The sequence below is a fragment of the Coprococcus sp. BIOML-A2 genome (assembly GCF_009875795.1).
In the GTDB taxonomy this organism is placed as follows: domain Bacteria; phylum Bacillota; class Clostridia; order Lachnospirales; family Lachnospiraceae; genus Coprococcus; species Coprococcus aceti.
Window position 1 is genome coordinate 589591 of the sequence record NZ_WWSI01000002.1, and the last position, 12916, is coordinate 602506.

General features: G+C 44.4%; 8 protein-coding genes. 7 read left to right on the forward strand and 1 reads right to left on the reverse strand.

What is annotated here, in order from left to right; genetic code table 11:
- Window positions 1-12 precede the first annotated feature (12 nt).
- From GT575_RS06955 to recO, 3 genes are all read left to right on the forward strand, one after another.
- A complete protein-coding gene (locus GT575_RS06955; RefSeq protein WP_055144205.1) occupies window positions 13-2922 on the forward strand; it encodes an insulinase family protein in 2910 nt (969 codons plus the stop codon).
- A 140-nt stretch (window positions 2923-3062) separates the two neighbouring features.
- Window positions 3063-3962 (forward strand): GTPase Era, encoded by a 900-nt coding sequence (gene era, locus GT575_RS06960; protein WP_015534137.1) that lies wholly within the window; start codon window positions 3063-3065, stop codon window positions 3960-3962.
- Between the two features lie 97 nt (window positions 3963-4059).
- Window positions 4060-4803 carry a DNA repair protein RecO gene (gene recO / locus GT575_RS06965; protein WP_022216007.1) on the forward strand — a complete coding sequence of 248 codons (744 nt, stop codon included), beginning with the start codon at window positions 4060-4062 and terminating at the stop codon, window positions 4801-4803.
- A 69-nt stretch (window positions 4804-4872) separates the two neighbouring features.
- Here recO and pdxR read toward each other — a convergent pair whose 3' ends face one another.
- A complete protein-coding gene (gene pdxR, locus GT575_RS06970) occupies window positions 4873-6279 on the reverse strand; it encodes a MocR-like pyridoxine biosynthesis transcription factor PdxR (protein WP_015534136.1) in 1407 nt (468 codons plus the stop codon).
- A 347-nt stretch (window positions 6280-6626) separates the two neighbouring features.
- On the opposite strand from pdxR, the gene GT575_RS06975 reads away from it, so the two are divergent.
- The 4 genes from GT575_RS06975 to GT575_RS06990 all read left to right on the forward strand — a co-directional run bounded on the left by GT575_RS06975 (window position 6627) and on the right by GT575_RS06990 (window position 12828).
- Entirely contained in the window at window positions 6627-8024 is a 1398-nt protein-coding gene (locus GT575_RS06975) for a glycine--tRNA ligase (RefSeq protein ID WP_022057995.1), read from the forward strand.
- Window positions 8025-8077: 53 nt separating this feature from the next.
- A complete protein-coding gene (locus tag GT575_RS06980; protein ID WP_022216005.1) occupies window positions 8078-9322 on the forward strand; it encodes an aspartate aminotransferase family protein in 1245 nt (414 codons plus the stop codon).
- 436 nt (window positions 9323-9758) lie between these two features.
- Window positions 9759-12395, forward strand: a complete 2637-nt coding sequence (ppdK, locus tag GT575_RS06985) for a pyruvate, phosphate dikinase (protein WP_119999173.1) — start codon at window positions 9759-9761, stop codon at window positions 12393-12395.
- A gap of 253 nt (window positions 12396-12648) precedes the next feature.
- On the forward strand, window positions 12649-12828 hold the full coding sequence (locus tag GT575_RS06990; protein WP_055232879.1) for a hypothetical protein: 180 nt from the start codon (window positions 12649-12651) through the stop codon (window positions 12826-12828).
- Window positions 12829-12916: the final 88 nt, after the last annotated feature.

The window sequence follows — 12916 nt, forward strand, 5'->3', positions numbered from 1 at the left end:
GGAGAATATGAATTGGGAAATATCAAAGATTTAAAGGCTTACAGAATAGTTGAGGAGAAGGATCTACCGGAGGTACATGGCAAGGGATATGTGCTGGAGCATATAAAGACAAAGGCAAGGGTTCTCATCATTGAGAATGACGATGTGAATAAGGTATTCAATATAGGCTTCAGGACACCTCCATATGATGATTCAGGAATACCTCATATAATTGAGCACTCAGTGCTTTGTGGTTCAAAGAAATATCCGGTAAAGGATCCATTTGTTGAGCTGGCAAAAGGTTCTCTGAACACCTTCCTAAACGCCATGACTTATTCAGACAAGACGGTATATCCTATAGCGAGCTTCAATCAGAAGGACTTTGAGAACATCATGAGTGTGTATCTGGATGCAGTGTTCTATCCGGATATCTATATACATGATGAGATCATGAAGCAGGAGGGCTGGCACTACGAGCTTGACTCTATGGACGGAGACCTGAAGTACAACGGAGTTGTGTATAATGAGATGAAGGGCGTGTACTCAAGTCCTGAGTCGATTATGTACAGAGAGATAGAGTCATCACTCATGCCGGACACTCCATATGGCAATGATTCAGGCGGTGATCCGGTATCCATACCTACACTCACCCTTGAGAGATTCAGAGATTTCCACAGGACATATTATCATCCATCGAACAGTTATATTTATCTGTATGGTGACTGTGATATGGCGAAGGAGCTGGAATTTATAGATGAGGAGTATCTGTCACATTACGATTACAAGGAGATAGATTCAGCGATCCCTCTTCAGAAGCCATTTGACGAGATGAAGGATATCACTAAGGAGTACTCCATAGCTGATACTGATCCAGAGGAGAACAATTCCATACTCACATACAGCAAGATAACAGGGCTCAGCACCGAAAAGAAGAAGGTTACAGCCCTTGAAATACTTGAGTACGTGCTCATGGATGCGCCGGGAGCTGTCCTGAAGAAAGCTCTGACTGATGCGGGTATAGGCGAGGAGGTCTACAGCTCATTTGACAATGGCTGTCAGCAGACCACATTCTCTATCATAGCAAGAGGCGCGGATAAGAACGATAAGGACAGATTCATAAAGATAATAGATGATACATTTGAAGAACTCAGCCATGGTATAGATAAGGATGCGGTTGAGGCTGCAATCAACAAGTTTGAGTTCAAGCACAAGGAGGCCAATTTTGGAAGGTTTCCTAAGGGACTTATGTACGGACTGGATGCATTTAACAGCTGGCTGTATGACGATACCAAGGCACTCATGTTTTTTGAGATGAATGATGTGTATAAGGAGCTGAGAGAGGATCTTCAGAATGGATACTTTGAGCAGCTTATAAAGGAATGTTTCATTGATAATACATTTGGCCTGTATCTCACCATGAACCCTAAGAAGGGTCTTGACCAGGAGAATGAGAAGAAGATCGCTGATGAGCTTGCGGCATACAAGGCTACGCTCAGCCGTGAGGAGCTTGAGAAGATCGTGGAGGATACAAAGGCGCTCAAGGAGTATCAGGCGACTCCTTCATCCGCAGAGGATCTTGCCAAGGTTCCGCTTCTGGCGATAGATGACATTGACAAAGAGGCTGAGAAGCTCAAGAATGTTGAGTCTGAGATCGGCGGACTTCCGGTTGTAAGCCACGATATATTTACAAACGGTATAGGATATCTGAGGTTCTATTTCAATATAAATGATATAGATAATGACCTTGTGCCATATCTTGCTGTGCTGTCATGCCTGTTTAAATATATTGACACAGAGAAGCATACCTATGGACAGCTTTCAAATGAGATAGACAGTAATATAGGTGGAATAGAATTTGATATGGTTGGATATGCCAGTGACACGGATATCAAGAAGTTCTTTTACGTGTCAATGAAGGCACTCTATGAGAAGCTTCCATATGCCGTTGAACTGATGAAGGAGATTATGTTCTCATCTAAGATCGATGACAGGAAGAGACTGAAGGAGCTCCTGACGGAGGAGAAGTCCAGCATGAAGAATGGCATGGCTGCATCGGGACATGTGACCGCATACACCAGAGCCATGTCCTATATAGATGAGGGAGCAAGATTCACGGATGAGACCTGTGGAATCGCTTATTATGAATTCCTGTGTGACATAGTGGATCACTTCGATGAGAAGTACGATGACTTCATTGAGAAGCTTCAGTATGCCCTTGCAGAGGTACTCAGAAAGGGGGCACTTACGGTTTCATATACAGGAAATGAGGACGTGACAGATCTGCTTGAGGAATCATTTGCGGACTTTGGCATGGCACTCTCTACAAGACCTGCACATAAGGATGTGAAGCCTTTTGAGAAGGATCTCAAGAATGAGGGCTTCAAGACAGCCAGCCAGGTTCAGTATGTTGCCATAGCGGGTAATTTTGAGGATGCGGGATACAAGTACGACAGCTCACTGAGCGTTCTCAAAATCATATTCTCATATGGTTATCTGTGGGAAAATGTCCGTGTGAAGGGCGGCGCATATGGTGCCATGTGCTCATTCCTCAGGAATGGAACCTGCTATATGAGCTCATACAGAGATCCAAACCTCATGGAGACATATGACATATTCAAGAATGCATATAAGTTCGTGGAGAACTTTGAGTGCTCAGACAGAGATATGACCAAGTATATCATTGGAACCATGGCTCAGATAGATGCGCCGACGACTCCTGTTGCGGAGGGTATAAGCCACATGGCGAGATACTTTATGGGTGTTACAGATGAGCAGATCCAGAGCGAGCGTGACAAGATCCTCTCCACAGACAGAGATGCCATCAGAGCCCTTGCACCACTTGTGAAGGCTGTTACGGATTCAGGAATCATCTGCGCCATCGGCGGAGAGAGCAAGATAGAGGAGAATAAGGACAACTTCAAGGATGTACTTGCGATTTTCTAGGTATAGCCGACAGTCGATATAATGAGCGCAAGTGAGTGGGCGTGCTTGCATGACTTGCGAGCGGCGAATTAGGGTCATGACATAGTAAAGCTAGATGCGTATGCGTAGGTTAGCCTGCGCATGCAGGATGAAGGAGATATATGAATAAAGAATACAAATCAGGCTTCGTGTCCATCATAGGCAGACCAAACGTTGGAAAGTCGACACTTATGAACAGACTGATAGGACAGAAGATAGCGATAACAAGCAACAAGGCGCAGACCACGAGAAACAGGATACAGACCGTGTATACCAGCGATAAGGGACAGATTATCTTCCTGGACACACCGGGAATAAACAGGGCGAAGAACAAGCTTGGAGAGTACATGCTCAAGGTTGCTGAGAGTACGCTGGATGAGGTCGATGTGGTTCTCTGGATAGTTGAGGCCACAACATTTATCGGTGCAGGAGAGCGGTATATCATAGAACAGCTCCAGCATGTAAAGACACCTATAATTGTGGTTGTGAACAAGATAGACAACGTGGAGGAGAGCAAGGTATTTGAGGCGATAAATACCTATAAAGATGCCTGTGACTTTGCGGAAATAGTTCCTGTGTCGGCATTAAAGGGCAAGAACACAGATGAGCTCATAGATACCATTATGAAGTATCTTCCGTATGGACCACAGTATTATGATGAGGACACGATCACTGACCAGCCGGAGAGACAGATAGTTGCCGAACTCATCAGGGAGCAGGCGCTCCGTCAGCTTGATAAAGAGGTTCCCCATGGTATTGCAGTTGTGATTGATTCCATGAAAGAGAGACCGGATGGCGGCCTGATCGATATCGATGCGACAATCATATGTGAGAGGGACTCCCACAAGGGAATCATCATAGGAAAGCAGGGCGTCATGCTGAAGAAGATCGGTACTCATGCGAGATATGGAATAGAGAGACTTCTTGACACCAAGGTCAATCTGAAGCTTTGGGTAAAGGTCAAGAAGGACTGGAGAGATACAGATACATTGCTAAGGAACTTTGGGTTTAGAGACGAGTAGTGTGTGCAAACAGGATCGGTAAATGTGCAGTTGCTGCGGGCAGTGCATAGTTTGCCGATCTTGTCATGTTAAATTTGTTATGGAGGTGGATATACAATTGAGAGAAGAAGTAACATTGCATGGAATTGTACTGTCCAGCAGCCTCCAGAGCGAATATGACAGGAGAATGGTGGTCCTCACCAAAGAACGGGGCAGGATCACAGTATTTGCAACAGGTGTGAGGAGAGGAACGAATCCGCTCCAGTCCAAGACACAGATGTTTGTCATGGGAAGTTTTACATTGATCCCGGCGCGGGATTCATACAGGCTTGTGAATATAGATGTGGATGAATATTTCCATCAGCTCACCATGGACATAGATGCATACTGTTATGCATCGTATTTCTGCGAGGTCATGGGCTTCATGACCCATGAGGGAGACAGGGCAGCAGATTACCTCAATCTTCTGTATGTGAGTCTTAAGGCTCTGGAGAAGGGGCAGATGCCAGCAAAGCTCATCAGGTGCGTGTACGAGATAAAGCTTATGGATGTGTTCGGACAGGGAATACAGAGCTTCCACTGTCCGGTATGTGGCAAGGCTGAGGTGTCAAATGTATTCGATGCAGCATCGGGTGGACTGCTCTGCGATGGATGCAAAGGCCGGGCAAAACATCCGCTTCATCTATCGGATGACGCAGTATACACGATACAATACATAAATGGTGCACCGCTTGGCAAGATGTACAACTTCAATGTGTCAGATCCTGTACTGGCGGAGATACAGCTAGTGTCGAAGCAGTTCATGGATATGTATGTGGACAGGAAGTTCAAATCGGTGGAGATCATAGACTCGCTGCCATGAAAAAAAGAAGAGAATCCTACATGACGTGAGATTCTCTTCTTTTTGTATATTACCTGTCTAAAATACAAATCACAGAGAGTGTATTATTTTAGAGAACGCCTTCATCGCGCCGGGAAGTTTTTCATATGGTATGGCGCTGAAACCAAACAGAAGCTGGTTCTCAGGACAGAGATTCTTTCTTATCCAGAATGGTTCTGTGGAGAAGATTCGTATGCCTTTCTGTTCAAAAGCTGATATGAGCTCTGTCTGGGTAAGCTTTGAGTTCTTAACCTCTGCCACAAAGTGGAGACCGGCTCCGGCACCATACATGATCACATCATCTTCAAGATTCTGTTTCACATAATTCAATATATAATCATGCTTCTTTTTATAGTGATTCTTCATGGCGCCTATGTGGCGCTGATAATTACCACTCTGTATAAATTCAATAAGTGCAAGCTGCAGAACCGTTGGAACTGTGCAGTTGGTGTGTGAATATCTGGATTCATATGCCTTCATCAGATCTGCTGGAAGCACCATATATGATATTCGAAGATCCGGTGACATGGATTTGGAAAATGTCCCGAGATATATAGTGTGGTCGCTGTTATCGATGGATTGCAGGGATGGAATTGGTCTGCTTTGGTATCTGAGCTCGCTGTCGTAATCATCCTCGATGATATAACTTCCCGATTGAGCCGCCCACTCTATGAGCTCCAGCCTCTTGCTGATAGGCAATATGCTTCCCATAGGGAATTGGTGGGATGGGGTCACATATAACAGCGTGTCTCTGAGCCTCTGTATATGGTCTATTGATACACCGTCATTCTCAAGAGGTATGGGGATGATCCTGAACGGACTCTGGCTGACGATCTCCCATGTTCCGTTGTAGCCAGGGTCCTCTATGGCAAATGAATAGTCTGACGGACTGAATATATGCGTGATTATATCTATTGATCTCTGGTGGCCGCTCGTGAGAATGATCTGCTCCGGTGTGCAGTTTACACCTCTGGACATGTACAGATATTCGGTGATAAGACTGCGGAGGGTGTAACTTCCCTGTGACATCTGGTAGGAGGCGGTATCGGCCATGGATATCATGTCCCAGGCGTTCATAAGGCATTTGCGCCATGCCCTGGAGTGATAGCAGTTGTAGTCCAGATTGCCGTAGCTGAACGTGTAGTCAAATGTCTTTCCTGATTGTCTGGAAGAATGCTGTATATTGTGGCTTTGTCTTGGCTTTTTGTCCGGAGAAAATGCAGAGATGTTCTCAACATAGTAGCCTGAGCCTGTCACGGAGCGTATATATCCTTCAAGTTCAAGCTGGTTGTAAGCAGATACTACTGTGTTGCGGCTCAGTTTATGTTCGGCGGCTAGCTGCCTTGTTGCAGGGAGCTTTTCACCTGCAGCATAGTGCTCATTAAGTATCTCGGATTTCATTTGTTCATATAATTGTTCGTATAGAGACTTATCGGAGGCCTTGTCTATTGATATCATTTCCGTGTTCCTTTCCTGCATATTATAAGCGTTAAAAATACGTTGTATCATTGGATATTTGCGTGTGACTTGATTTATTCATATTCTAATACTGCAAATTGGTACTATAAAAATACTTAAAATTGGAGCTTTAGAAAGAACCAATCTGGTGCTATTATACAAGAGTCATAACGAGTAAGCAATAAGAAGAAGTCATAAGGTGATGTCTGGCGGCACAAATTATAGTAGCTTTGTATAAATAATATTACAAAATATGCCGTGAACCTTGCAAAAATATTTGAATGAGTATAAAATAAGGCGGATAGAGCGAAAAAAATGTAAATTCGAATATGATTTGGAGGATTACAATGGAAAAGACATTAGACAAGATCGTTGCATTGGCAAAGAGCAGAGGATTTGTTTATCCAGGTTCAGAGATTTACGGTGGTCTCGCAAATACATGGGACTATGGTAATCTCGGAGTTGAACTCAAGAACAACGTTAAGAGAGCATGGTGGAAGAAATTCATCCAGGAGAACCCTTACAATGTAGGAGTTGACTGTGCTATCCTTATGAACCCACAGACATGGGTTGCTTCAGGCCACCTTGGAGGATTTGCTGATCCTCTTATGGATTGCAAAGAGTGTCATGAGAGATTCCGTGCAGATAAACTTATAGAGGACTTTATGGCTGAAAACGGAGTTGTTCCAGAGGGCGCAGTAGACGGATGGAGCAACGAGCAGATGGAAGAGTACGTTGAGAAGAACAATATCTGCTGTCCAACATGTGGTAAGCACAACTTCACAGGCATCAGACAGTTCAACCTTATGTTCAAGACATTCCAGGGTGTAACTGAGGATGCCAAGAACACTGTATACCTGAGACCGGAGACTGCACAGGGTATATTTGTCAACTTCAAGAATGTACAGAGAACTTCAAGAAAGAAGGTTCCATTTGGAATTGGCCAGATAGGAAAGTCATTCAGAAATGAGATAACACCTGGTAACTTCACATTCAGAACAAGAGAGTTCGAGCAGATGGAGCTTGAGTTCTTCTGCAAGCCGGGTACAGATATGGAGTGGTTTGAGTACTGGAGAAGCTTCTGTATCAACTGGCTCAAGGATCTCGGAATCAAGGATGATGAGATGAGAGCCCGTGACCATTCACCTGAGGAGCTTTGTTTCTACTCCAAGGGAACAACAGATATCGAGTATTTATTCCCATTTGGATGGGGTGAGCTCTGGGGAATCGCTGACAGAACAGATTACGATCTGACACAGCACCAGAATACATCAGGAGAGTCCATGGAGTACTTCGATGACGAGACAAAGGAGAAGTACATTCCATATGTAATCGAGCCATCACTTGGTGCTGACCGTGTTACACTGGCATTCCTGTGTGCTGCATATGACGAGGAGAACATCGGAACAGAGGAGAAGCCAGACATCCGTACAGTCCTTCATTTCCACCCACAGCTTGCACCGGTTAAGATCGGTGTGCTTCCACTTTCCAAGAAGCTCAACGAGGGTGCAGAGAAGATTTATGCAGAGCTTTCAAAGTACTACAACTGTGAGTTCGATGACAGAGGCAACATAGGTAAGAGATATAGAAGACAGGATGAGATAGGAACACCGTTCTGTGTAACATATGATTTCGATTCTGTTGAGGATGGAGCAGTCACAGTTCGTGACAGAGATACCATGGAGCAGGAGAGAGTCAAGATTGAAGATCTGAAGGCTTACTTTGAGAAGAAATTTGAATATTAATTGATGGTGTGACCGGAGATAATACGGGACACTGAATTACAGGAGGCATTAAGATGCATAGTAAAGAGTTATTTTCAGAATACGAGGCAAATGTAAGATCGTACAGCAGAAGTTTCCCAGAGATATTTACAAAGGCCAAGGGAGCCAAGATGTATGACGAGAATGGTAAGGAGTATATAGACTTCTTCGCAGGAGCAGGCGCGCTGAACTATGGTCATAACAATGATTATATAAAGGAGAAGGTTATCGATTACATCCAGAGCGATGGAATCATGCATTCTCTTGACATGATGACAGCACCAAAGGCTGAATTCATCGAGTTTTTTGAGAAAAAGGTCCTTGAGCCTAGAGGACTTGATTACAAGATCATGTTCGCAGGTCCTACAGGAACAAATGCAGTTGAGTCGCTCTTAAAGCTTGCACGTAAGGTCAAGAAGAGAGAGATGATCTGGGCATATATGGGTTGTTTCCATGGTATGACACTTGGCTCAATATCACTTACAAGTGATGCTGCAAGCCGTGCAGGAGCAGGCGTTGGACTTGACAACGTATACCACATTCCAGCTCCTTACATGTTCCCAGAGCTTGATACGATCAAGTTCATGCAGACACTTCTTGATGACGATCATTCAGGTGTTGAGAAGCCTGCAGCAATCTTTATCGAGACAGTACAGGCAGATGGTGGTGTAAATGTATTCTCAGTAGAGTACCTCAAGGCACTCCGTGAGTTCTGTGATAAGAACGATATCCTTATGGTTGTTGATGACGTACAGGTAGGCTGTGCAAGAACAGGTACATTCTTCTCATTTGAGAGAGCAGGAATCAAGCCTGATATGTTCTCACTTTCAAAGTCAATCGGCGGATACCCATTCCCTATGGGACTTGCAATGTTCAAGCCGGAGTATGATCTCTGGAAGCCGGGTGAGCATTCAGGTACATTCCGTGGAATCCAGCTCTCAATGGTAGCTGCAAAGGCAGGACTTGAGTTCATGCTTGACAACAACATCGAGGCAGAGACAAGACGTAAGGGCGAGATAGTTAGAGAGTATCTTGAGAAGAATATAGACGGCGATCCAAATGTAATTGCAACACGTGGTATCGGACTCCTCTGGGGCGTAGAGGTTAAGGACGATGCAACAGCTGGTGCCATCACAGCAAGAGCTTTCAAGAAGGGGCTTGTAATAGAGAGAGCTGGCCGTGACAACGCGGTCATCAAGATCATGCCACCACTTATCATCTCAGATGAGGATCTTATTGCAGGTCTTGATATTCTCAAGGCAGCTATTGATGGTGAGTAATTTGTAATAAAATGTGCATTGTGACAGTTGTAATTGCGTAAGACTGATATAATGCGAATATCCACATGAAGCCGATAGGCGACATGATATAAAGTTAAACATAGGCTGCGGAGTTTTCCGCAGCCTATGTTTTTTACGGGATGAATAGGGCTGTGCGGGCAGTTTGCCAATTTGAAAATTTTTGAATACTGGTCAGCGAAGATCAGTTGCCAGTCTGTTTCAGGTCGGCACACAAATGTTGCTGTAATTAAGCGTAATATAATGGAATATACATATAATTCAACTATATGTAAAAATGGACTGGTTTATACACAAAATATAGAAAAAAGAGTTTGCTAATGTTGACATATATGTTATAATCAGTCTAGCGCGTGTGGAGACTTCACGGGGACTTCACACCATGAAATATAAAGTTTACGTAGGAGGTAACAAACAAATGGCAAACAAGTGGGTTTATATGTTTAGCGAAGGCGACATGACCATGCGTAATCTTCTCGGTGGTAAGGGTGCAAACCTTGCAGAGATGACAGCAATTGGTCTTCCAGTTCCACAGGGTTTCACAATTACAACAGAGGCTTGTACTCAGTACTATGAGGATGGCCGTAAGATCAATGACGAGATCATGGCTCAGGCTATGGATGGCGTTAAGAAGATGGAGGAGATCAACGGCAAGAAGTTCGGAGATCTTGAGAATCCATTACTTGTATCAGTTCGTTCAGGTGCAAGAGCATCTATGCCAGGTATGATGGATACAATCCTTAACCTTGGTCTTAACGATGACGTTGTTGCAGCTATGATAGCACACAACCCAGATCCAGCATTCGAGCGTTTCGTATACGATTCATACAGACGTTTCATCCAGATGTTCTCAGACGTTGTTATGGAAGTTGGTAAGAAGTACTTCGAGCAGCTCATCGACAAGATGAAGGAAGAGAAGGGTGTTAAGTTCGATGTAGAGCTTACAGCACAGGATCTCAAGACACTTGCTGAGCAGTTCAAGGCAGAGTACAAGAACCAGTTAGGAACAGATTTCCCTTCAGACCCAGTTGAGCAGTTAAAGTTAGCTATCGAGGCTGTATTCCGTTCATGGGATAACCCACGTGCGAACGTATACAGAAGAGACAACGATATCCCTTATTCATGGGGTACAGCAGTTAACGTAATGCCTATGGTATTCGGTAACCTGAACAATGAGTCTGGTACAGGTGTTGCATTTACTCGTGACCCTGCAACAGGTGAGAAGAAGCTTATGGGTGAGTTCCTTATCAATGCACAGGGCGAGGACGTTGTTGCCGGTGTTCGTACACCAATGCCAATCGCTCAGATGGAGCAGGAGTTCCCAGATGCTTATGCAGAGTTCATCAAGGTTTGTGAGACTCTTGAGAATCACTACCATGATATGCAGGATATGGAGTTCACAGTTGAGAACAAGAAGCTTTACATGCTTCAGTGTAGAAATGGTAAGAGAACAGCTCAGGCAGCTCTTCAGATCGCTTGTGACCTTGTTGATGAGGGACATAAGACAGAGGAAGAGGCAGTTGCAATGATCGATCCTCGTAACCTTGATACACTTCTTCACCCACAGTTTGATGCAGCAGCTCTTAAGGCAGCTACACCAATGGGCAAGGGACTTGGCGCTTCACCAGGTGCTGCTTGTGGTAAGATCGTATTCACAGCTGACGATGCTGAGGCATGGGCAGCTAGAGGCGAGAAGGTAGTTCTTGTACGTCTTGAGACATCACCAGAGGATATCACAGGTATGAAGTCAGCACAGGGTATTCTTACAGTTCGTGGTGGTATGACATCACACGCTGCAGTTGTTGCCCGTGGTATGGGTACATGCTGTGTATCAGGTTGTGGCGATATCGTTATGGACGAGGAGAACAAGAAGTTCACACTCGCTGGCAAGGAATTCCATGAGGGAGATTACATCTCAATCGATGGTACAACAGGTAACATTTACGATGGAGTTATCAAGACAGTTGATGCTCAGATCGCAGGAACATTCGGCCGTGTTATGGCATGGGCTGATAAGTATAGAACACTTAAGGTTAGAACAAATGCAGATACACCAGCAGATGCTAAGAAGGCACGTGAGCTTGGTGCAGAGGGTATCGGTCTTTGCCGTACAGAGCATATGTTCTTTGATCCAGAGAGAATCGCAGCATTCCGTGAGATGATCTGCTCTGATACAGTAGAAGAGAGAGAGGAAGCTCTTAATAAGATCCTTCCATATCAGCAGGGAGACTTCAAGGCTCTTTATGAGGCACTTGAGGGTAACCCAGTTACTATCAGATTCCTGGATCCACCTCTTCATGAGTTCGTTCCAACAGAGGAGGCTGACATTGAGAAGCTTGCTGCTGCTAAGAACAAGAGCGTTGAGGAGATTAAGGCACTTTGCAACTCACTCCATGAGTTCAACCCTATGATGGGTCACAGAGGATGCCGTCTTGCTGTAACATATCCAGAGATCGCTAAGATGCAGACAAAGGCTGTTATCCGTGCAGCAATCGAGGTTCAGAAGGAGCATCCAGATTGGACAGTTGAGCCAGAGATCATGATCCCACTTGTATGTGAGGTTAAGGAGCTTAAGTACGTTAAGAAGGTAGTTGTTGAGACAGCTGACGCTGAGATCGCTGCTGCTGGCGTAGATCTTAAGTATGAGGTTGGTACAATGATCGAGATCCCAAGAGCAGCTCTTACAGCTGATGAGATCGCTAAGGAAGCTGACTTCTTCTGCTTCGGTACAAACGACCTTACACAGATGACATTCGGATTCTCAAGAGATGATGCTGGTAAGTTCTTAAATGCTTACTATGATGCTAAGATCTTCGAGAACGATCCATTTGCTAAGCTTGATCAGACAGGTGTTGGTAAGCTCATGGATATGGCAGTTAAGCTTGGTAAGCCAGTTAATCCAAAGCTTCACATCGGTATCTGTGGTGAGCACGGTGGAGATCCTTCATCAGTTGAGTTCTGCCACAAGATTGGTCTTGATTATGTATCATGTTCACCATTCAGAGTACCTATCGCTAGACTTGCTGCTGCTCAGGCAGCTATCGCAAATAGGTAGGAGTTCTCTTTCCTTTGAATTGCCGCTTAGTTTTGAGCAGGCAGCAGCCTACCGAAAGGCTAACGGACAGTATGTAAGGAAAAATCAGTGGAGAGATACCACTGTAAGGGTATTCATAGACCTTGATTAACAGTTAAATACGATAAGCGTATCATTAGAAATAGTGGTACGCTTATTTTTTTGTCCCTTTTTGCAGATTTGTCCTTTCCCCTGCTTTCAAATATAATGAAGCTAAAGAAGTGGAGGTGTGCTTATGAGAGAGAATTTTAATCATCTGTATTTGGATAGCCACGAAAGAATACTTTTGATACATAGCCTTGTAGAGTTAAAAAATCAGCTCATTCAGCAAGGCAGATATACGGATTGTATTGACGAGCTTATTTTTAAGGTCATAAATGCACCGTCCAAGAGAATGAAAATTGAATATGTCTAAGGCAAATTACGAAGCCGCTTATTCTTATTGATTTTAAGAGTAGGCGGCTTTTTTGCGTTCTCTGGTACTGTTTACATAGCCACCTTGA

Bases quoted from the DNA above. Each gene is read 5' to 3' on its own strand.
- era (WP_015534137.1), top strand. From the start codon at position 3,063: ATGAATAAAGAATACAAATCAGGCTTCGTGTCCATCATAGGCAGACCA.
- pdxR (WP_015534136.1), bottom strand. From the start codon at position 6,279: ATGATATCAATAGACAAGGCCTCCGATAAGTCTCTATACGAACAATTA.
- GT575_RS06975 (WP_022057995.1), top strand. From the start codon at position 6,627: ATGGAAAAGACATTAGACAAGATCGTTGCATTGGCAAAGAGCAGAGGA.
- GT575_RS06980 (WP_022216005.1), top strand. From the start codon at position 8,078: ATGCATAGTAAAGAGTTATTTTCAGAATACGAGGCAAATGTAAGATCG.
- ppdK (WP_119999173.1), top strand. From the start codon at position 9,759: ATGGCAAACAAGTGGGTTTATATGTTTAGCGAAGGCGACATGACCATG.
- GT575_RS06990 (WP_055232879.1), top strand. From the start codon at position 12,649: ATGAGAGAGAATTTTAATCATCTGTATTTGGATAGCCACGAAAGAATA.